Below are 21,232 nucleotides of genomic sequence, written 5' to 3'. Positions count from 1 at the left end.
ATTAAATACCTTTCAGTCTGGCAGTCATCAAAATGCCCGCTACCGACAGTGAGTCGGTAATTTCGGAGCGCATGACCATTTCTACTGCTTCCGCCAAAGGTAATTTCCATACCTGCAAATCCTCCGTGTCTTCCGGCTCGGCCTGATCTTGTGTAAGTTCTTCGGCAATGAAGAGAAAGCCTTCTTCGTTGGTAGCCGAGTTAGAGGTGTGAATGCGGGAGAGTTTTGTCCATTTGCCGGCCAGTAAACCGGTTTCCTCTTTCAGCTCGCGCTTGGCGGCGTCGAGCGGATCGGCACCGAGTGCGCCGCCGCCTTCCGGGATCTCCCAGGAATATTCGTCGATCGCGTAGCGGTACTGGCCTACGAGGTAGATGTTGTTGTCGCTGTCCACCGGGATCACCCCTATTGCCTGGTTTTTGAATTTAACCAAACCGTAAATGCCTTTGTTACCCGACGGGTTAATCACGTCACGGTGACTGAGTTCCAGCCAGGCATTCTCATAAACGGTTTCCGACGATAGTGTTTTCCAGTTATTTTCAGTGGATATAACCCGCATTTTCTTAGTATTTTTGGCCTTTCATTGACAAATCTCAAATGCAAATAAACCAAAATAAGCTTAAACAACGTCTCATCATGCTGTCTTTTATGGCCAGCATTCTGTTGACAGGATTGAAGTTTTTTGCATTCTACCTCACTTCTTCCAACGCGATTCTGAGCGATGCGCTGGAATCGATCATCAATGTAATTGCCAGCGGGTTTGCGTTTTACAGCGTTTACCTTTCATCCCAACCCAAAGACCGGAACCATCCCTACGGCCATGGCAAAGTCGAGTTTTTCTCGGCCGGTTTTGAGGGCGCATTGATTATCATCGCTTCGATATTCATTGTAGTGGAAGCCATTAAAAGGCTAATGGACCCGGCTCCGATCGAAAATCTGGCGCAGGGTTCCGTTTTTATTGTTTTTACGATTTTTGTCAACACGGCCATTGGCTATAAACTGCTCACCGAAGGTCGACGCGCCAACTCCCTGGCATTGGTCGCGGATGGGAAGCATCTAATGTCCGACAGCATCAGTAGCGTCGTGCTGATTTTGAGTGTTGGGTTGATCATGCTGACGGGCTATGTCTGGATCGACAGCGTCGCATCGCTGCTTTTCGGGCTTTTCCTGGCTTACAGCGGATCGCAGTTAGTGAGTAAATCCGTAGCCGGATTGATGGACGCCAGCGACGAGTTGCTGCTCGACAAGGTGATTAAGGTTTTGAACGAGAACAAGAAGGATGAGTGGATCGATGTACACAACCTCCGCGCCCAGCAATATGGCTCCGATCTGCATATCGACTGCCATTTGACATTGCCTTACTATTGGGAATTGCAAAAAGTACACGAAACGATCCACGATTTCGAGAACATTCTGAAAGGCTCGCAGCCGGGCGAAACGGAAATTTTTGTCCACGCCGATCCGTGCGTATACCAATGTTGCTACTTTTGCAGGATCGACAATTGTCCCGTTCGCCAGCATTCATTCGTGCAGGACATTGAATGGGACGCAGCCAAGCTCACCAAAAACGAGAAGCTGTACCGCGAAGCCAGAATTAATATTCAGGAATAATAATCAAATCTAAATTCTAACCAATCATGGACTTTTCTCGTCGCGATTTCCTTAAAAAGGCCGGAGCCACTGCGCTTGCTGCCTCTGCATTCACCGATCTGTTCGCCGAACCGGCTGCCAAAAAGCTCTGGTTTGACATTTCACTGGCCGAATGGTCGTTGCACAAGGCTCTTTTCGCGAAAAAACTCACCAACCTCGATTTCCCAGAACTGGCTAAAAAAGAGTTCGGCATCTCGATCGTGGAATATGTAAACCAGTTCTTCAAAGACAAAGCAGAAGATAAAACTTACCTCGCCGAGCTGCTGAAAAGAGCGAAAGACAATGGCGTAACCAACAACCTGATCATGATCGACGGCGAAGGCGGCCTTGGCGAACTCGACGCTGCGGTGCGTAACAAAGCGGTTGAAAACCACTACAAATGGGTGGAAGCTGCAAAATACCTCGGATGCAAAACCATCCGCGTGAATGCATTCGGTAAGGGTTCTGACGAAGAAATCGCGAAAGCTGCGGTAGATGGTCTGGGTAAATTGGGTGAATTCGCCGCAAAAACCGGCATTAATGTGATCGTTGAAAACCACGGCGGTTCTTCTTCGAACGGTAAATGGTTGTCGGGCGTGATGAAGCAGGTGAATATGAAAAACGTAGGCACCCTGCCTGATTTCGGCAACTTCTGTATCAAACGTTCTTCTACCGGCTGCGAAGAGTCTTACGACCGCTACCTGGGAACGCAGGAACTGATGCCTTTCGCAAAAGGTGTGAGCGCAAAAACTTACGATTTCGATCAAAACGGTAACTGTATCGAAACGGATTATGCTAAAATTCTGAAAGTAGTGAAGGCGGCTGGCTTTAAGGGTATTGCCGGTATCGAATATGAAGGAAGCAAGCTTTCGGAATATGATGGTATTAAGGCTACGAAGGCGCTGTTGGAGCGTGTGGGGCCGACGGTGTAGTTTCGTATGGTATGTAAATGGCAACGCCTGGCAATTTTTGTCAGGCGTTGTCATTTATGGTCAGATGTTGTTGGATGGGGTATTGGGGTGTTGTTGGGCTTAATCGGATTGAAGTTGACGCAGTCGACTGAAAGTTGGGCGTAGTCTGCAACTACGTCCGAGTGTGTGCCGGTCTCCGACCGGTTATGTGTGATGTTGCGGTCAGAGACCGCCTGACGCACGGACGTAGTCGGCGACTACGCCCAACTTTTATCCTTTAACTTTTATCCCCAACTTTTATTCTCCGACTTGCCTTCACAAAATCACATCCCTAAATAGCTCAAAAACTCTTTCTTGGTCATCTCCTCTTCAAACTTCCCGCCATAATAAGCAGTAACCGTCGAGCTACCGGAGTCCCTTATGCCGCGTGACTGCACGCACATGTGCTGCGCGTCGATGACTACCGCCACGTCTTCCGTTTGCAGAGCCTGTTTCAATTCATTGGCAATCTGAACGGTCAGGCGCTCCTGCACCTGCGGGCGTTTGGAATAATACTCGACAATGCGGTTCAGTTTCGACAAGCCGATCACCTTCCCGCTTGAAATATAGGCTACGTGTGCTTTGCCGTAAATGGGTACAAAATGGTGCTCACAGTTCGAAAACACCGAAATATCCTTTTCAACCAGCATTTGGTTGTATTTATACTTATTGTCGAAAAGCGCGATTGCAGGCTTGTTTTTAGGGTCCAGCCCGCTAAACACCTCTTTGATATACATTTTCGCAACCCGTTTCGGAGTACCTTTCAGGCTGTCATCGGTCATATCCAGACCCATGATCTCCATAATATGGCGAAAATGCTTCTCGATAAGCTCCATTTTAAGCTCGTCCTCCATTGCGAATGCGTCCTTGCGGAGGGGAGTCTCTATTCCTGAAAACAAATGATCGTCACCAACCTCTTCGATGTCCAAAGCTTCACTGGACTGGATACTCGACAAAATTCCGTTCTGTTTCATATAATCTGATTTTCAGGTCGAGGCCTGCTTCAATTTTGGGTCTTACAATTGAATAAATGACGATCGCGATGTTTTCCGCGGTCGGATTAAGGGTTTTGAATTCTTCAACGTCGAGATTGAGGTTCCGGTGGTCAAACCGATCGATAACGGATTCCTTCAATATGGCGCTTAACACTTTCATGTCGATCACATAGCCGGTTTCGGGATCAACCGGACCCGTTACCTGTACGATCAGCTCATAATTATGCCCGTGAAAGTTGGGATTGTTGCACTTTCCGAAAACTTCCCCGTTCTTTTCCTCCGACCATTCCGGATTGTGAAGACGATGGGCTGCATTGAAATGCTCCTTCCGGAACACCGCCACCTTTTGCACCATATTTTAAACCACTTAAAATTTTCGTTTGCCTTAAATGTCGTTACAAAGTTTGTGTCCAACACATTTAAGGGTTCGAGCATGCTTTGAGTCGCTCTCAGAAGTCTCTTGCTTTGGGTAAACGCTGTAAGCTAGTAAATTGTTCACCGCATTATCATTTAGTGTTATCGGAAAGCGTCCGCAATGTCAACTTTTAATTAATAAAAAAATTTAAAAATCTGGCTTTTGCGTGTAAATTGCAGCCCCGGACCGGCTAAGACCAAATAATCTTCTACCATCCGTGCCGCAAACTTTCAACAGATTCTGATATGGATAGACGTGATTTTCTGCAAAAAACAGCACTGGCCGCACCCGTCGCAGGGATTATTCCATCGCTTCATTTGAAAAAAGAAAAACCGGCAGGAAATGTACGTTTAGGTTTTATCGGGGTCGGGCTGAGAGGCCGCAACCATGTGGAGCAGGCGCTGTTCCGCCCCGATGTCGAGATCAACGCGATTTGCGATATAGACCCCGAGGCCGTCAATATCACGCTTGATAAGATCAAAAAAGCAGGGCGCAAAGCACCCGTAGTATATTCCAAAGGCGAAGAGGATTTCATGAACCTCGTGAAGCGCGACGACCTCGACGGTGTGCTCATTGCCACACCCTGGCAATGGCATGTTCCGATGGCCCTCGCGTCGATGAATGCAGGAAAGTATACCGCGGTAGAGGTTTCTGCGACTGTTACTTTACAAGAATCCTGGGATCTGGTTAATACCTTCGAGAAAACCGGCTCGCATTGCATGATCCTTGAAAATGTGTGCTACCGCCGGGATGTGATGGCGATTCTCAAAATGATCCGCGCAGGGATGTTTGGCGAAATGACCTACGCTCATTGCGGGTATCAGCACGATTTACGGGGTATCAAGTTTAATACCGGTAAAAGTAATGCAGGCCACGGCGTGGAATTTGGAGCAAAAGGCTTTTCCGAAGCCAAATGGCGCACCCAGCATTCCGTTGACCGCAACGGCGACCTCTACCCCACCCACGGGCTCGGCCCCGTGGCGCATTGGCTCGATATTAACCGGGGCAACTGTTTTACACATCTGACGTCCATGGCCACCAAATCGCGTGGATTGCATAAGTATGTGGTGGATCATGGAGGCAAAGACCACCCCAACGCGAAAGTCAATTTCAAACTGGGCGATATCGTAACCACGATGATCCAGTGCTACAATGGCGAAAACATCGTACTTATCCACGATACCAACTCGCCGCGCCCCTACTCGCTCGCGTTCCGCGCGCAAGGGACCGAAGGAATCTGGATGAACGACGGCCATACGATTTACCTGGAAGGCGTATCACCCAAAGAGCACATCGGCGAGCCCGATAAGCCTTACCTCGACAAAAATGACCATCCGCTTTGGGCAAAATATGCCAAAGAAGCCGAGAATGCAGGTCACGGCGGGATCGATTACTTCGTACTGCGCGGATTTGTGGAGGCCATCAAACGCAAAACCGCCCCGCCGATAGACGTGTACGACGCGGCGGTATGGAGTGCCATCAGCCCGCTGTCCGAACTTTCCATCGCCCGTGGAAGCTCTCCCGTTGAAATTCCGGACTTTACCCGGGGAAAATGGCGAACAAATCAGCGGATCTTTGGCCTGAATGACGAATATTGAGTATTATAACAAAACCAAATATATACCAAGACAAATAACCCGAACAACCTAATCCAATACGACTTAAATGAGCAAAAAGAACAGTTACCTGGGTCCCCTCTTCATTATCGGCATTCTATTCTTTGTGATGGGTTTCGTCACATGGGTTAACGGAACACTGATCACCTTCTTTAAAAAAGCATTCTCACTCGACAACACCAGTTCCTACCTGGTTACGTTCGCGTTTTTCATTTCCTACACCGTCATGGCGATCCCGTGTTCGATGGTTTTGAAAAAAACCGGTTTTAAAAACGGTATGTCGCTCGCATTGGGCGTAATGGCCGTGGGTACGCTGATTTTTATCCCGGCTGCGGAAATGGCTTCTTATCCGCTGTTCCTGGTCGGTTTGTTCACGATCGGTATCGGACTTACCGTACTACAAACCGCTTCCAACCCTTATGCTACGATCCTCGGGCCACGCGAAAGCGCTGCGCAGCGGATCAGTATTATGGGTATTGCCAATAAAGGCGCTGGTATTATTAGTCAGATTGTAATCGGTAAAATTTTACTAGCGGGAGCGACATCTTCTGATCCAAAAGAAGAACTTGATAAAGTTGCAATGCCCTATATGATACTTACCGCGATTCTTATCGGCCTTGCTTTGTTAATCAAATTCTCAAAAGGATTGACAGAGGTAAGTGAGGAAGAAGAAGAGGATTCGAGCGAGGCAGGAAGCCATGTAAATGTCGAAAAATCAAGCGTTTTGAAATATCCGAACCTGGTACTGGGTGTGCTTGCAATTTTCTGTTACGTAGGCGTGGAGGTTTTGGCCGCGGATACAATTATTACATACGGAGTTTCATTAGGATTCCCGGAAACCGAAGCAAGTTTCTTCGGAACTTACCCACTTGTCGGAATGCTGATTGGCTACTTTCTAGGAATCGTTTTAATCCCAAAATTCGTTTCCCAGCAAGCCTATCTCATATTTAGCGCAATCTTGGGAATGGTAGCAGCATTGTTTGCAATTTACTCTCCCGGGTTTACTTCAATTATTTGTTTGGCCATCGCTGGGTTTGCAAATGCCGTAATTTGGCCCGCTCTATGGCCTTTGGCGCTGCATGGCCTTGGAAAATTCACCAAAATCGGCTCGGCGCTCCTGGTTATGGGTATTTCCGGAGGAGCTATCATTCCTGTTGCCTATGGTAGAATTGCTGATTCGATTCAAAGTACGCAGCACGCTTACTGGATTATGATTCCTCTATATATCTTTATACTTTATTTCGGTCTCGTAGGCCACAAAAAGAAAAGCTGGTAGTTCAATGAGGATTTCAACTCCCGGCCGCATTTGCTTTTTCGGGGAACACCAGGATTACCTGGGGCTCCCCGTGATCGCGGCGGCCATATCGCGTAGGATTAGCGTTGACGGTGGTTATCGCGATGATCAAAAAATAGTATTGCACTTGCCCGATCTGGGCTCCACAGAAGAATTTTCCCTGGATACGACTTTTCCATACATCAAGCCGCGCGACTATTTCCGCAGCACGATTAATGTGGTTAAAAGAAAGGGACTGACATTCTCGAAAGGTTTCGAAGCCACTATTCACGGCAATATCCCCATCAATTCAGGGACATCCAGCTCCTCTGCGCTGATCGTCTCCTGGGCGAAATTTCTGGATCAGCTAAGCGATAATCCGCTGAATTTTTCCAAAAAAGAACTCGGGGAAATCGCCAATGCGGCCGAAGTGCTCGAATTCGGGGAGCCGGGCGGGATGATGGACAATTATTCCACGGCCATTGGTAATGTCATTTACCTCGAATCTACGCCTGTCATCAAAGTGGAGGCATTAACTCCTAAACTCGGCACATTCGTCCTTGGAGACTCGCTGGAACCGAAAGATACGCTGGGCATTATAGCCCGCTGTCGGTATGGAATGGAGGATGTAATCAAAATCGTAACCGATTACGATCCCTCTTTCTCTATTTTCACGACACCGATCGAAAAATTGGCAGATTACAAATCAGTGCTATCCAACGACCAGCTAGGCCTTTTGAACGCCAACATCGAAGACCGCGACATTCTGGTGGAAGGCAAAGCACTCCTGATCGACAGCGCCGAAAACCACGCCAGTGAGCATTTCGACAAGCATTTCGGTAGCCTGCTCTACAAGCATTACCAAAACCTCCGCGACCACAAACGCACCTCCACCCCGAAAATTGAACGCATGATGAACGCCGCACTCGGTGCCGGCGCATTAGGCGGCAAGATCAACGGCTCAGGCGGGGGCGGCTGCATGTTCGCCTACGCGCCTACACATGCACAAGAAGTGGCCGAAGCCATCGAACGCGAAGGTGGGAAGAGCTATATCATTACAGTGGACGAAGGCACCCGGATTGAAGGATAAGCTTCGATCCGGGGCGCTTGGTCGCTATTCGCCTTCTATTATTTCGGCCCGGTCAAAACCGCGGCAAGCTTCCTATTATTCTGGAAATCAATATAATCGATTTCCAATGAATCCAGCGGCACGCCCGCACAGTTGAAGACGTGCCCGAGTGGCGTACAGCCGAATGGCGTCGTTATCGCCAAAAATTGTTGGTCGTGATAAATGTAGACTTCGGCATGATATCCTCCTCCGTTCGGTAAGGTATATTTTGTCAAGTGGTCGACGATCCATGGAACCGTTTCTAATGATTCTTTCGTAAAACAGGGTTGCCCAATGTACTCGAAACCGTCATTTTCTACGCATGCAATGGCTGCCAGCAACGTACACATTAATATGATGGGCATCTTTATCCGAGCTGTTGTTTTGTTCATGGCTGGTTAGGTTTTAAGTGGCAAATTCATCGACTTTTCCATTGCAGACTCCCTCATTTCCCGATTAGAATCCGTTTCGTCTGTACCGTACCATCCTCGAAAGTTGCCTTTAAGAAGTAAGTCCCCTTCAAACCGGCATTCAATTTCACAGTCGTGACGTTGCCTTCTGTATTTGGCAGGTAGTCTTGCAGAACCCGTTGCCTTTCATCTGACAGGCAAATTCTAGCTATTCTATTAACTTGATTATCCATATTGACCGCTTGAATATCCTCGCCGGAGTCTGACGAAATGGTAACCACATCCTCGTCCTTAGCGGGATTAGGATACACCTGCATTTTCGCGCCGCTCAGTTTAAAGAATGTAAACGAATACCTCGGCGCACCGCAGAATGCTATTGAAAGGCCGCCATTGTTGGAAGGGCCATTAAAAGCAAAATTCACTGTTCCGGAGCTCTGATTGTTGACAATCGTACTTCCGGCCGTAGAACTGAATGTCGGCCCCGTATCCGGGTCGAGTCCCCAGAAAATCTGCATATTATGCGAACCCCAGGTGGTGTTTTGGAAGCTACCGGAAATGAGGTTACCGTCCAGGTAGACGCTTGTCAAGGGCGGAGCGTATTTACACGTCCAGTAAGACGCAGGCACTCCGTAACCTGGCGGAACGTCACCAGTATTGTGCTTGACCAACGGGCCTGCGCCCCACTTTGAAATGAATTTTCCCAGATCATAAGTTGTAACCGCCGAATGGTCACCCGAATACCGTACGCGCAACTTCCCTGCCGTTCCGTTGTAACTTGTCTGCGTGTAACTTGGATTCACTCCGGCAACATAAGGTGTCACACCTCCGGCATCGGCCTTGATTCCGATTTGATTGCCACCCGTAGATACGTGCCAAGCATAACCATGACAATTGTATTGCCTGGTATAGTCGTTCAATACAATGCAGCTAGGTCCGTAAAAACCGTTTTTGATGTCATTTTGAAATGATTGTAGTTGTGCATTTGTATTTGGCCAAGCATCCAGATATGTAAATAATGCAGCAGGCGGCACCTGTACGCCATTAGGAGTGTTAACTTGTGCCCGGGCCCCCGACATAAAGAACCCAGCAAATAAGGCGAATGCTGTAAAGTATCTCATATTGATCAATATTTAGCTTCCAGTACAACTGCCAGCAATTCGTTACCACCGTAGAATTCTTCATACCAAATACCCAATTCTTCAATTTTCTTTCCCTGACAGCTAAATATGTAAGACATCGGAGACGAAAGGGATGGATTTTCAAATGCAAGAAAATCCTGACCGCGGTACCGGTAAACGGCCACACGTAATGCACCCTGTCTGGGCATTTGAAAAAATGCCAGTTGATCTTTCACCCAAGGTTCATTTTCCAGAAACTCTTTCGTGAAGCACGAACCACCCGGCTCGTACTCCTTTATTTCTCTTTGATCGCAAGATTCACCGAACAAAAGGATCGATAAAATTAGAACAGCCAATAACCGGCTTACACCGAGGTTTTGATTTCCATGGAGAATTTTAAATGTTTTCATGACTTTTAGTTTTTAATGTTTCTGACAAATTCTTCAAACTTTGCAAGCAGCCTTTCCAGCTCATCGGCATCCCTGACAATCAATCTGTTCCGAAATTGATCGGCACTTTGCTGGCTGAATGCATTTTCCAGGACATTCACATTCAAGGTCTTCATCACCTTGTAAAAGATGTAGGCGCTGACAGCGTCCGAAATGCCGCCAAAAACAATGCTGTACTTTTGCTTAACAAGCAACTGCGAATGCAAGCGCTTCAAAAATCCGGCTTTCTCGTCGGACGACATCTGGTTCAATAGCGCTTCGTCGCCCATGATCAGCTCTGCTCCTATCCATTTCAGCGAATAAGCTCCCATTTGAGCACTGTCTGGCATTGCCAGGATCGTGTTGAAGTCCTCCCTGAAATAGACATCGCGCAGCGCCTTCATCGCATCCGGCCGTCGTTTGAACTCCGCAAGGCCGTTGAAACCCTCCAATGCGAAACCCAAACCCTCGATCGGACCGTCGTGTGCGATGTAGCTCCGAAAAAACGGGTGCTCCATTGTAATCAGCAGCAATTCTTCGGTACTCAAAGTGCTCAGATCAATTCCTTTGATCTGGCAGGCTTCCTGTCGTTCTCCGACGGACGTCAATGCATTCCAGCATTCGGTGCCGGGTTTGCACGGGTAGTTCCAGCGTAATAGTGCCTGCCCCGATGCGTCGAATGAAAGTATTACGATCATTAAACATAAACTGGCTTTCGTCATATTGTCCTGGTTTACATGGTGAATAAATGCATGCAGAAGCCGCACTTCCGGGCGGCTGTTACCGGGAACATTGAGTGATAATTTTTCCTGTTAGCAATCGGGGTAGCGGGAGCAAATATTTGACTTTTCAAATACAAAACATAACCATTTTGATAAGCAATGAATAACCGGCTGGGATTAATATGGGAACGGTAACCGAGTTGAAGACCTACTACACGTCAAGCAATGGTTACAAACCGCCAGGCGGCAATGGAAAAATGCACCATTGGCATTCCAATTGTGTTTTAGTTTTAAGACCTTTGTCGATATTGACCATTCAATGACCGTGATCACAGCTTCTGAACAAAAAACCAATATTTACTGCCCGTCGCTAACGGCCTATGAACGGCGCAAGACGATTTCCATCAACATTGGCGGCGTGCCGATGGGCTCCGATTACCCGATCCGCGTGCAGTCGATGACGACCGTCGATACGATGGATACGCAGGGATCGATCGACGAGGTGATCCGGATGGTAGATTCCGGTTGCGAGTATGTGCGCATTACGGCGCCGAGCGTGAAAGAGGCCCAGAATCTCGAAAATATTCGTAATGGATTGCATAAGCTGGGCATTCAGGTGCCTTTGATCGCCGATATCCATTTTACACCCAATGCCGCCGAATTGGCCGCCCGCATCGTTGAAAAGGTGCGCATCAACCCCGGTAACTATGCCGATCGCAAGCGTTTCGAGGTAATCGATTATACCGATGCCTCCTATGCTGCCGAGCTGGAAAGGATCCGGGAGAAGTTCATTCCGCTGGTGAAAATTTGCAAGGAATATGGCACGGCCATGCGCATAGGCACCAACCACGGCTCGCTTTCGGACCGCATTCTAAGCCGTTATGGCGATACGCCGCTGGGTATGGTGGAGTCGGCGCTGGAATTTTTACGGATTTGTGAAGAGTTGAATTACTATAACATCGCATTGTCGATGAAATCCAGCAACACCCAGGTGATGGTTGAAGCCTATCGCTTGCTGGTGCAACGGCTGGATGAAGAAGGTTTGAAGCCCTACCCGCTGCATTTGGGAGTTACCGAGGCCGGAGAGGCAGAGGACGGCCGCATTAAGTCGGCGGTCGGGATTGGTACTTTGCTGGAAGACGGCCTGGGCGATACGGTGCGCGTTTCGTTGACTGAGGCGCCTGAAAAAGAAGCGCCCGTGGCCCGCGCGCTGATCGAGCGGTACACATCGCGTGCGATGCATGCGCCTATCGAACCGATCGACCATTGTCCGATCAACCCGTTCCAATATACCCGGCGCGATACGCGGGAAGTTTATAATATCGGTCATTTGAATGTACCAAGAGTGATCGCCGATTATTCAGATATTGAGGTTCAGCAACTCGAAGACCTGAAAAGTATCGGGCATTTTTTCCTGCCGGTTCCTGACAAATGGGCTATGAACGACCAGGGAGCCGATTTCATTTACACAGGTCAAAAACCGGTGCCTTTTATGTTGCCAAATGGCCTGCGCGAGATCCTCGACCATGCCCAATGGCAGGTTCATGCCGAAAAGCACAATAAATTCCCGCTATTGGATGTAGCGGAATGGACCGCGGCGACCGATATTTCTCCCGAACTCAATTTTATCAAAGGAGATATCCACGCATTCGACGATGCATTTCTGAATGCGATTGCCGACAAAAACAATGTCGTGCTCGTGCTACACACGCACAATGCGCACGCGATGCCGGAAATGCGGCGGTTCTTTTATAAACTGACGGAACTGCACATCAAAGTGCCGGTAGTTATCAACCGGAGCTATGGAACAGACCTTGGCGACAAGCTCACATTGTACTCCGCAACAGACATTGGCGGTTTGCTGGTGGACGGTTTCGGTGACGGAACGTTACTTTCACCTGAATCTGCGGACGGTACGGAGCACGCGGAGAAATTGAAAGCAGCAGCTTCCTATAACAGCATTGCATTCGGTATCTTGCAGGCCGCGCGCACGCGGATGTCGAAAACAGAATACATCTCCTGCCCTTCCTGTGGTCGCACATTATTTGATTTACAGGAAACGACGGCGATGATCCGAAAGCATACGGAGCATTTGAAAGGTGTCAAAATCGGCATTATGGGCTGTATCGTGAACGGTCCGGGCGAAATGGCGGATGCCGACTATGGTTACGTGGGTATGGGCAAGGATAAAATTGCCTTGTACCGGGGACAGGAAGTGATCAAGCGGTCGGTGCATTCGTCCAAAGCGGTGGAAGAGCTGATCGAACTGATCCGGGAAGACGGCCGGTGGATTGAGCCGGAGGAACGTGAAATTTTGGTTTAACAAATACAATGAAAAAATACTTTCAACTGGGTGAGGTGTTTTCCTACTTCATCCGCGTCTTCAAAAAGCGCGACCCGAATAACCCCGATTCGTTCAATCTGCGCATGATGCACGGGATCAACCGCATCTCGATCGTCATGTTTTTGATTTGTGTCATCATCATGATCGTCAGAGCCTTAACACGATGAACCTCGAAACACTGCGGGATTACTGCCTCAAATTACCCGGTGTAACGGAAGAATTACCATTCGGTCCGGATACGCTGGTTTTTAAAGTGCTGGGAAAGGTATTCCTGCTCACGCCGCTGGATACGCCGCAGCATTCGTTCAATGCGAAATGCGACCCGGAAAAAGCGGAAGAGCTGAGAGAAAAATATCCCGACGTGAAGCCGGGATATCATATGAATAAAAAACACTGGAATACCGTGTACGTAACGGGCAGCATTCCGAGCGAAGAGCTATTTGGCTGGGTAAAAGACTCCTACGACCTGGTGGTAGCGAGTTTACCGAAAAGAGCGCAAGAGGAATTAAGGAACCAATAGACCGCTATTTCGCTGCTTTCATCTCCTCATCCAAACGCTTGCTCAACGTATCGCAAACCCCTTCGATCAAATCAGCCATGCTGCGATCGTTGGTGGCGGTGAGCAGGGTATCCGCAATGCCGCTCATGAGTTCGATGTAGAAGCGCTTCATTTCAAAAACCTCCATATCCTTTGTCCAGAGGTCGATTTTCAGTGTTCCGCGGTGGTAATGGTCCCAAACACCGATCGCGATCGCGCGCGTGTCGTTGATACCCTCGTTAGGGTTGTCGGTCGCATCCCAAAAGATCTTCTCCGGTATATTTTTTTCGTCGAGTTCAACGGTGAAATGTATTTCTGACTTTTTCATATTGAGGTGTTAATTTTTACAAAAGTAAGCAAAACTCACTTGCCTGCCTGACTGAACACTTTTTTCAGCAAATCAGTCACCCGCGCACCCGGATTCTCGCGAATTTTCTTTTCCTCTTGCGCAATCAGTACGTACATACCGTCGATTGTCTTTTGCGTTGCGTACGCTTTCAAATCGGGGTTTACCTTTTTAACCAGCGGAATCTGGTTGTAGGTTTTGACGATGTCGGCGTAGTATTCCGTGGCCTTGTTGAGGTTCAATGTGCTGTCGACCACGGGGAAAAACGTTTTGAAAAGCTCATCGTTGGTCGATTTTTTCAAATACTGCGTCGCCGCGTCGTCCTGGCCTTTTAGAATGCCCAACGCGTCGGGAACGGTCATGGACGTGATCGCCTTGACAAAAATCGGTTTGGATTTCTTGGCGGCATCTTCGGCCGCGCGGTTGAGCGACAATGTAAATTTATCGACCTCAGCCCCCAAACCCATTTTACGCAACGCATCCGCTACTTTTTGAGCTTCCGGCGGTACCGCTATCTTAATCAGTTCGTTTTTGAAGAACCCGTCCACCCTGGAAGCCGATTCCGAACCGTTGCTGATGCCCACGTTCAATGCCTCTTTCAGACCCAGAACGATCTCATTCTCACTGAGTCCGCCACTCTTGCCACTCCCTTTTCCAAGCAGTTTTCCGAGGTTGAACTGAGCCTGTGAAGTGTGTCCTAAAATGAGCCAAAACAGCGTTAACGAAAGGATTTTGTATTTCATTACAATAGAGTTTGTTATTATTTCACTACGGTTCAAACGTACTCAATAACGATTAATTTTACTTATTTTTGGGAAAATAACAGTCCCATTAAACCTGTTCTAAACCTATGATTTCCTCTGCCAGGGCTGAAATAATCACGATCGGTGACGAGATTCTTTTTGGTCAGATCGTCGATACGAATACACAATGGATTGGCACCCAACTGACTGACATCGGTATCCGTCCGGCAAGGAAAACATCCGTTGGTGACAACAGGCAGGACATTCTCGACGCTTTCACGCAGGCGAGCCAGCGCGTGGACGTCGTGATCGTGACAGGAGGCCTCGGGCCCACGCGCGACGACATTACCAAGCACACCTTCTGCGAATATTTCGGTACCGAGCTGGAAATCAACGAGGAAGCACTTGCATTGATCACCGAGTTTTTCGCAAAACGCGGACGTGCCATGACCGAGATGAATATCCAGCAGGCGGCACTTCCCAAAAACTGTACCTACATTCCAAACCTCTGGGGGACGGCTCCCGGTATGTGGTTCGAAAAGGACGGGGTCATTTACGTTTCGTTGCCCGGCGTGCCTTATGAAATGAAGAGTTTAATGGAGTTTGAAATCCTGCCGAGATTGAAAGCCCGGTTTTCGACCCATATTATTCAACATAAATCCATCCGGACCATCGGCATCGGCGAGTCATTTCTTGCGGAGAAAATTTCGGCATGGGAAGATGCATTACCTTCGCATATCAAACTCGCCTATTTGCCGCATTTCGGGCAGGTGAGGCTCAGGCTTACCGGCACCGGAACGGATCAGGAGGTTTTGGAAAAAGAACTCGCCGAACAAGTCGCATTAGTATTACCGCTGATCGAAGAGCATGTTTTCGGCTATGATTCGGATGAACTGGAAACGGTGATCGGGACATTGCTTGTGAACAACAATGCGACCATAGCGACCGCCGAAAGTTGCACCGGAGGTTATGTAGCCAACCAGATTACCAGCATTCCGGGATCATCGCGCTATTACGAAGGCTCGGTAGTAAGTTATAGTAATGCCGTTAAAATGAATATCCTGGGCGTATCGCCCAAAACGCTGGAAGCCTACGGCGCGGTAAGCGAACAAACCGCCCGCGAAATGGCCGAAGGGGCCCGGCGCGTGCTGAATACGACATTCGCCATTTCCACGACGGGTATTGCGGGCCCCGACGGCGGTACACCCGAAAAGCCCGTGGGCACCGTGTGGATAGCATGCGCTACGCCCGAGGAGACATTTACCCAGTTGCTGACATTAAGGAACAACAGAAAAATCAATATAGAACTCACCTGCTCTTACGCACTTAACCTGCTGAGAAAAACCATTTTGAAAACCTCTCTTACGGTTAAAGGGTAAACGAAGATCAGGCCATGGAGGTAACAAACGCACGTTTTCCTTACCTTCGAAAAAACACCATTTATGAAAATAGTTGAAATGGTAATGCCTCCGATGGGGGAAAGCATCATGGAATGCACCGTGCTACACCTGCTTGCAGAAGAGGGCGCGAAAGTGCGGATCGATGACTCCATCCTCGAAGTTGCTACCGATAAAGTAGATACCGAAGTCCCCTGCCCTTACGAGGGAACACTCACCAAATGGCTCGTCCAAGTAAACGACGTCGTGCCGATCGGCAGCGCGGTGGCGCAGATTGAAGTAGCCGACGACGTGGTGGCCCAGGATGCCGGTGCGCCGCTGTTAGTAGGGGTTGAAGAAGAGGCAGAAGAGGCGGTGGCAGCCACTGCGGCAGTGCTTGAAAAGGACTTTCAAACGGCTGTAAGCAGAACGCCGGAGGTAGTTTACGAATATGCACCGGCTAATGCATCGGTCAATTCTTTCTATTCGCCGTTGGTGCTCAGCATCGCGCGCCAGGAACAAATTCCGGTGGACGAATTGAAAGTAATTAAAGGAACGGGGCTTGAAAACCGGGTGACGAAGGACGATATACTTTCCTATGTCGAACATCGTCGCACAAAAGGGCCTGCGATTGCGCCTGCTCCCGCTACTTCGCTGAACGGCAGCAACGAGATCATCGAAATGGACCGCATGCGGAAGATGATTTCCCAGCGGATGGTGGAGTCGAAGCGGATTTCGGCGCACGTGACCTCATTCATCGAAACGGATATGACACCGGTGGTGGGCTGGCGCGAGCATGTAAAGGCCGAGTACCGCAAGAAAACCGGCGACAGCATTACGTTCACCCCCATCCTGATCGAGGCGGTTGTCAAAGCCATCAGGGATTACCCGATGATCAATATTTCGGTCGAAGGGGACAAGATCATCAAGAAGAAAGACATTAATATAGGAATGGCTGTGGCGCTGCCGGATGGTAATCTGATCGTGCCGGTGATCCATAATGCCGACCGCTATGACCTGCCGGGCCTCGCGCGCAAGGTGAACGACCTCGCGAAGCGCGCACGTGAGAACCGCCTCAAAGCCGATGATCTCGCCGGAGGAACCTACACCGTTTCCAACATCGGTGCATTTGCGAATCTGATGGGCACGCCGATTATCGTGCAACCACAGGTGGCGATTATGGCATTCGGGGCGATCAAAAAGAAGCCTGCCGTGATCGAAACGCCGCAGGGAGACCTGTTAGGTATCCGCAGCATGATGTTCGTCTCGCATTCATACGACCACCGCGTGGTGGACGGCTCGCTGGGTGGCTTGTTCCTGAAACGTGTGAACGATTACCTCGAAAACTTCGACATTAGCCGAACGATAATCTGATGCTGAGATTGACCCTCGACATGGACGATGTGCTGGCGAATACCCACGAAAAGCTGGTCGACATTGTCCTCGCCGACTTTTCGACCACCTTGAACCGCGAGGACTTCCAGGCCAAGGGTTTGAGGGAATTACTACATCCGAAACAGCTCTCGAAGCTGCACAGGATCATGGATACGCCGGGCTTTTTCGCGGATATCGGGGTGAAAGAAGGGGCCATCGACACGGTTCACAGACTTTCGAAATACTATGAGCTGTTCGTAGCGACGGCCTGCATGGAATTCCCGAATTCGTTCCGCGACAAGTTTGATTGGCTTAAAAAGCACTTTCCATTTATCCCGTGGACCAATGTAGTTTTCTGCGGATACAAAAGCATTATCCAGTCGGACTACCTGATCGACGACCATGTGCGTAATCTGGCGGCATTTAAAGGCAAAGGCATTCTATTTTCATCTCCACACAACCTCCGCGAAACGGCCTACAAGCGCGTTTCGAACTGGAAGGAAGTGTCGGAATTATTTTTGCACAGCGTATGAAACTGTTACTGATAGAGGACGAGCCAAAAACATTGCAGTCGATACGGCAGGGGCTGGAAGAGAATGGATATGAAGTAGATATCGCCTACGACGGGCTGATCGGCAAACAGCTGGCACGCAGCAATATTTATCAGCTGATTATCAGCGACATTATCATTCCAGGCATCAATGGAATTGAACTTTGCCGCGAAATCCGCAGCTGGGGCGATGATACGCCGATATTAATGCTCACAGCCCTTGGCACTACCGACGACAAAGTAACAGGGCTCGACGCCGGTGCGGATGATTATCTTGTTAAACCATTTGAATTTAAAGAACTGCTCGCACGCGTACGTGCGCTCACGAAGCGCGGCTCGACGGTTTCTCATACCGCGCAGGTATTGAAATTTGCCGACCTGGAAGTTTCGCTCGATGCTAAAACTGTTTATCGTTCGGGTAACAAGATCAATCTGACGGCGCGGGAATTTAACCTGCTCGTGTATTTGATCCGCAACCAGGGTCGGGTTATCTCAAAGGTCGAGATTGCCGAGCAGGTCTGGGACATTGGTTTCGACACGGGCACCAATGTGATTGAAGTATATGTAAATTACCTTCGCAAGAAGATCGACAAAGATTATCCCGTGAAACTCATCCACACGCAGTTTGGAATGGGTTATGTGCTCAAAGTAGAATAGGTTATGCAAATCCGCACCCGACTTACGGTTCAGTTTTCCTTGCTGGTAAGCGGTATTTTGCTGGTCACCTTTCTGGCCGTCTACTTTTTTACCTATTATAATGTTACCGAGGATTTTTACGACCGGCTGCGTTCCAAGGCGAAGTCGCAAGCAGAGCTGTTGCTAAAAGTACAGGTTCCGCTCATCAATGCGGAAGTATTGAAAGCCCTCGACGAAACCAATCGCGACCTGATCTACGACGAGAATATCTTCATTTTCGACGAGAAGAACCGCCTCATTTACAGCAATTCCACGACCCCGCAGCTGAAAGCATTGCACGTTTCGAACTACTGGCTCGACGAAATCCGCAAAGCCGGGCAGATCCGGTACGACGACGGCGACTATAAAGTGGTGGGACTTTACTACAAATATCCCTTCAATAAAGCCGTCGTAATGCTCGGCGCGAAGGATTTGTACGGGCAAGCCAATCTTTCGAACCTGAAAACACTGCTGACGGTACTGTACCTGATCGTGACGTTCGTCGTCGCTATTGTAGGCTGGATATTCTCCAAGCGTGCATTAAGGCCCATTTCGAAGGTAATGAATGCGGTGGAAGGCATTCTGCCGCAAAAACTCGATACCCGCCTCAATGTACCCAACCAGAAGGACGAGATCGGACGGTTAACGGTCACATTCAACAAACTTCTCGACCGCATTGAAACGGCATTTCAAATGCAAAAGATATTCGTTGCAAACGTATCGCACGAGCTGAAAAACCCGCTCACGAAGATCAAATCGCAATTGGAAGTAAGTATGCTGAAAGAGCGGAACGCATTCGAATACCAGATGACGATCCGCTCGGTATTGGAAGATATCCAGGAGCTGGGCCAGCTTTCGAACACATTACTCGAACTCGCCAAGGTAAGTGAAGACCAGCGCGACCTCCTTACCGAGCTTATCCGCGTAGACGATCTCCTGCTCGACTGCCGTATGAACCTTGCGGAAGCGAATCCGGCCTATAACATTCAACTCAACTTCGACGAGCTCCCGGAAGATGATACCTGGCTCGAAATCACCGGCAATTCGACGTTGCTCAAAACCGCCTTCCTGAACCTGATGGACAATGCGTGCAAGTTCTCGGAGGATAACACGGTAAGCGTTTCGCTGCACCCGTCACGCGGGCAGCTGGGGCTTACGTTTTCCGACAATGGAAAGGGAATTCCGGATAAGGACAAGGGCCTCGTTTTCCAGCCATTCTACCGGTCCGACAACACGGCGAATATCAAAGGCTATGGCATCGGGCTCTCGCTGGTGGAGCGTATCGTCAAGCTGCACAACGGCAGCGTCAGCATTCAATCGAATATTCCCAAGGGCACGACTTTCCGCCTGATTTTTTTACGCCTTTAAGCAAATTCTAACTTTTTATTAACGCCTTTTTAAGTATTGTTGATCTTATTTGTATTGTCGACAGGGCGAAACAACCGCAAGTTGGCAAATACAAAGGATTTCATTTTTTGTGGTGTTAATAAGCAAATAGGCAGGCGTCATTCACGTCTGCCTATTTTTTTGTCACGTGTGGTCAGGTATTGTCAAGTGTAGTCAGGTATTGTCAGGTGTGGTCAAGTTTGGTCAGGTATTGTCACGTTTGGTCAGGTGTAGGTTGGGATAAAAAAAAGAGGGGAGAAATTGGCCGACCGACCAAATTCTCCTCCCACTCTATCAATGACTATCTCTGACTACCTGACAATACGTGACTAAACTTGACAACACGTGACTACACCTGACTAAACTTGACAACACCCGACCACACGTGACAATACCTGAACACTAAACGATCAGAACATCAAGCCTTAGTGCTTCTTTCGGATCTCGATAATCTTCAACCGGTTCAGCAGCTTGATCACCGGGTAGGTCGGATCTACTTCGAACCATTTCGAACCGAAGTTGATCGAATTCGGGCGTTTGTGGTGGTTGTTCTGGAAAAGCTCTCCCATCATCAGGAAATCGAAGATCAGCGAGTTTTTGGATTTATCGTCGTTATCGAAGTTCTGGTAACCATATTTGTGTCCGCTCCAGTTGACGATCGCTCCGTGGATCGGGCCCATCAGGAAGTGGATCGGCAGCAGGAAGAAGAACGCCCAGTGCATATCCAGGTAGATGTAAGCCAGCACATAGAACACGATGTACAAAACAGCCCAGCCCGCTCTCGAAATCCAAGAATCACCCAGTTTTTCGATCAACCTCCATTCCGGATAATTGCGCTCGAAGCGGTTTTCGATCGCGCGTTTGCGGTTCAATACGGCATTGTAAATGTTCTTGGTTTCCCACATCATCGTAAACACGTTTTTGGTATGGTGCGGAGAATGCGGGTCTTTATCGGTATCGCTGAACGCGTGGTGCATGCGGTGCAGGATCGCATACGCACGTGGGCTCAGGTAAGAAGAACCTTGTGAAAGATAGGTGAGCAAATAGAAGAACCGTTCCCACGGCTTGCTCATAATGAACATCTTATGAGCGGAATAGCGGTGCAGGAAAAAGGTTTGACAGAATAGTGACAAATACCAATGTACAACAAATACAATCAGGACTATATACATGGAACGGCGGAAAATTTTAATATGCTAAACTTTGTACAAAAGTAAGTGCGAAAGGTTAGAAAACCGA

23 protein-coding genes are annotated in these 21,232 nt (G+C 48.8%); 13 read left to right on the top strand and 10 right to left on the bottom strand.

Going from position 1 to position 21,232, the window contains the following annotated elements; all coding sequences use genetic code 11:
* Position 1: 1 nt before the first annotated feature.
* A complete protein-coding gene (locus tag BMW93_RS18680; protein WP_090379614.1) occupies positions 2-556 on the bottom strand; it encodes an NUDIX hydrolase in 555 nt (184 codons plus the stop codon).
* Positions 557-594: 38 nt separating this feature from the next.
* On the opposite strand from BMW93_RS18680, the gene BMW93_RS18675 reads away from it, so the two are divergent.
* Both BMW93_RS18675 and BMW93_RS18670 read left to right on the top strand, forming a co-directional pair.
* Complete coding sequence (locus tag BMW93_RS18675) at positions 595-1,608, top strand: cation diffusion facilitator family transporter (RefSeq protein ID WP_090379611.1); 1,014 nt, start codon at positions 595-597, stop codon at positions 1,606-1,608.
* Positions 1,609-1,634: 26 nt separating this feature from the next.
* On the top strand, positions 1,635-2,558 hold the full coding sequence (locus BMW93_RS18670; protein WP_090379607.1) for a sugar phosphate isomerase/epimerase: 924 nt from the start codon (positions 1,635-1,637) through the stop codon (positions 2,556-2,558).
* A gap of 302 nt (positions 2,559-2,860) precedes the next feature.
* Here BMW93_RS18670 and folE read toward each other — a convergent pair whose 3' ends face one another.
* Both folE and BMW93_RS18660 read right to left on the bottom strand, forming a co-directional pair.
* Positions 2,861-3,550, bottom strand: a complete 690-nt coding sequence (gene folE, locus BMW93_RS18665) for a GTP cyclohydrolase I FolE (protein ID WP_090379604.1) — start codon at positions 3,548-3,550, stop codon at positions 2,861-2,863.
* On the bottom strand, positions 3,510-3,926 hold the full coding sequence (locus BMW93_RS18660; protein ID WP_090379601.1) for a 6-carboxytetrahydropterin synthase: 417 nt from the start codon (positions 3,924-3,926) through the stop codon (positions 3,510-3,512). Before BMW93_RS18660 ends, folE begins: the two co-directional genes overlap by 41 nt.
* A gap of 305 nt (positions 3,927-4,231) precedes the next feature.
* Here BMW93_RS18660 and BMW93_RS18655 point away from each other — a divergent pair, with 305 nt between their 5' ends.
* The 3 genes from BMW93_RS18655 (at position 4,232) to BMW93_RS18645 (ending at position 7,965) form a co-directional block, all read left to right on the top strand.
* The gene (locus BMW93_RS18655; protein WP_090379597.1) at positions 4,232-5,584 is read left to right on the top strand and encodes a Gfo/Idh/MocA family protein; all 1,353 of its coding nucleotides are present in this window, start codon (positions 4,232-4,234) and stop codon (positions 5,582-5,584) included.
* A gap of 67 nt (positions 5,585-5,651) precedes the next feature.
* Positions 5,652-6,878: a sugar MFS transporter gene (locus tag BMW93_RS18650; RefSeq protein WP_090379593.1), complete on the top strand. Its 1,227-nt coding sequence runs from the start codon at positions 5,652-5,654 to the stop codon at positions 6,876-6,878.
* A gap of 4 nt (positions 6,879-6,882) precedes the next feature.
* Positions 6,883-7,965, top strand: coding sequence for a galactokinase family protein (locus tag BMW93_RS18645; RefSeq protein WP_090379591.1), 1,083 nt, complete (start codon positions 6,883-6,885; stop codon positions 7,963-7,965).
* Positions 7,966-8,003: 38 nt separating this feature from the next.
* On the opposite strand, the gene BMW93_RS18640 is transcribed toward BMW93_RS18645, so the two are convergent.
* The 4 genes from BMW93_RS18640 to BMW93_RS18625 are packed head-to-tail and all read right to left on the bottom strand — an operon-like array spanning position 8,004 to position 10,661.
* A complete protein-coding gene (locus BMW93_RS18640) occupies positions 8,004-8,375 on the bottom strand; it encodes a hypothetical protein (protein WP_143061674.1) in 372 nt (123 codons plus the stop codon).
* 53 nt (positions 8,376-8,428) lie between these two features.
* Complete coding sequence (locus BMW93_RS18635) at positions 8,429-9,511, bottom strand: T9SS type A sorting domain-containing protein (protein WP_090379585.1); 1,083 nt, start codon at positions 9,509-9,511, stop codon at positions 8,429-8,431.
* 5 nt (positions 9,512-9,516) lie between these two features.
* The gene (locus BMW93_RS18630) at positions 9,517-9,921 is read right to left on the bottom strand and encodes a hypothetical protein (RefSeq protein WP_090379582.1); all 405 of its coding nucleotides are present in this window, start codon (positions 9,919-9,921) and stop codon (positions 9,517-9,519) included.
* Positions 9,922-9,926: 5 nt separating this feature from the next.
* Complete coding sequence (locus BMW93_RS18625; protein WP_090379890.1) at positions 9,927-10,661, bottom strand: hypothetical protein; 735 nt, start codon at positions 10,659-10,661, stop codon at positions 9,927-9,929.
* Positions 10,662-10,980: 319 nt separating this feature from the next.
* Here BMW93_RS18625 and ispG point away from each other — a divergent pair, with 319 nt between their 5' ends.
* From ispG to BMW93_RS18610, 3 genes are read left to right on the top strand one after another with little or no spacing between them, the layout of a single operon-like run.
* Positions 10,981-12,984, top strand: coding sequence for a (E)-4-hydroxy-3-methylbut-2-enyl-diphosphate synthase (ispG, locus tag BMW93_RS18620; RefSeq protein ID WP_090379579.1), 2,004 nt, complete (start codon positions 10,981-10,983; stop codon positions 12,982-12,984).
* 8 nt (positions 12,985-12,992) lie between these two features.
* Positions 12,993-13,172: a DUF6728 family protein gene (locus BMW93_RS18615; RefSeq protein ID WP_090379576.1), complete on the top strand. Its 180-nt coding sequence runs from the start codon at positions 12,993-12,995 to the stop codon at positions 13,170-13,172.
* Entirely contained in the window at positions 13,169-13,525 is a 357-nt protein-coding gene (locus tag BMW93_RS18610) for an MmcQ/YjbR family DNA-binding protein (protein WP_090379573.1), read from the top strand. Before BMW93_RS18615 ends, BMW93_RS18610 begins: the two co-directional genes overlap by 4 nt.
* A gap of 4 nt (positions 13,526-13,529) precedes the next feature.
* On the opposite strand, the gene gldC is transcribed toward BMW93_RS18610, so the two are convergent.
* Together gldC and BMW93_RS18600 are read right to left on the bottom strand one after the other, a co-directional pair.
* Positions 13,530-13,871, bottom strand: a complete 342-nt coding sequence (gene gldC / locus BMW93_RS18605) for a gliding motility protein GldC (protein ID WP_019943807.1) — start codon at positions 13,869-13,871, stop codon at positions 13,530-13,532.
* Positions 13,872-13,906: 35 nt separating this feature from the next.
* Positions 13,907-14,632, bottom strand: coding sequence for a DUF4197 domain-containing protein (locus BMW93_RS18600; RefSeq protein WP_090379570.1), 726 nt, complete (start codon positions 14,630-14,632; stop codon positions 13,907-13,909).
* A 107-nt stretch (positions 14,633-14,739) separates the two neighbouring features.
* Between BMW93_RS18600 and BMW93_RS18595 the strand changes: the two genes are divergently transcribed.
* The 5 genes from BMW93_RS18595 to BMW93_RS18575 all read left to right on the top strand — a co-directional run bounded on the left by BMW93_RS18595 (position 14,740) and on the right by BMW93_RS18575 (position 19,975).
* Positions 14,740-16,011, top strand: coding sequence for a competence/damage-inducible protein A (locus BMW93_RS18595; protein ID WP_090379568.1), 1,272 nt, complete (start codon positions 14,740-14,742; stop codon positions 16,009-16,011).
* A 63-nt stretch (positions 16,012-16,074) separates the two neighbouring features.
* Positions 16,075-17,382 carry a dihydrolipoamide acetyltransferase family protein gene (locus BMW93_RS18590; protein WP_090379565.1) on the top strand — a complete coding sequence of 436 codons (1,308 nt, stop codon included), beginning with the start codon at positions 16,075-16,077 and terminating at the stop codon, positions 17,380-17,382.
* The gene (locus BMW93_RS18585; RefSeq protein WP_090379562.1) at positions 17,382-17,915 is read left to right on the top strand and encodes a 5' nucleotidase, NT5C type; all 534 of its coding nucleotides are present in this window, start codon (positions 17,382-17,384) and stop codon (positions 17,913-17,915) included. The genes BMW93_RS18590 and BMW93_RS18585 overlap by 1 nt, the downstream gene beginning before the upstream one ends.
* On the top strand, positions 17,912-18,589 hold the full coding sequence (locus tag BMW93_RS18580) for a response regulator transcription factor (protein ID WP_090379559.1): 678 nt from the start codon (positions 17,912-17,914) through the stop codon (positions 18,587-18,589). Before BMW93_RS18585 ends, BMW93_RS18580 begins: the two co-directional genes overlap by 4 nt.
* A 3-nt stretch (positions 18,590-18,592) precedes the next feature.
* Positions 18,593-19,975: a HAMP domain-containing sensor histidine kinase gene (locus tag BMW93_RS18575; protein ID WP_090379556.1), complete on the top strand. Its 1,383-nt coding sequence runs from the start codon at positions 18,593-18,595 to the stop codon at positions 19,973-19,975.
* Between the two features lie 443 nt (positions 19,976-20,418).
* Here BMW93_RS18575 and BMW93_RS18570 read toward each other — a convergent pair whose 3' ends face one another.
* Positions 20,419-21,165 carry an acyl-CoA desaturase gene (locus BMW93_RS18570; RefSeq protein ID WP_090379553.1) on the bottom strand — a complete coding sequence of 249 codons (747 nt, stop codon included), beginning with the start codon at positions 21,163-21,165 and terminating at the stop codon, positions 20,419-20,421.
* Between the last annotated feature and the right edge of the window lie 67 nt (positions 21,166-21,232).

Origin of the sequence: Dyadobacter sp. SG02, from assembly GCF_900109045.1 — a bacterium.
Lineage (GTDB): Bacteria > Bacteroidota > Bacteroidia > Cytophagales > Spirosomataceae > Dyadobacter.
Note: the sequence above shows the minus strand (reverse complement) of the source record. Positions and strands in the feature narration are given on the sequence as shown.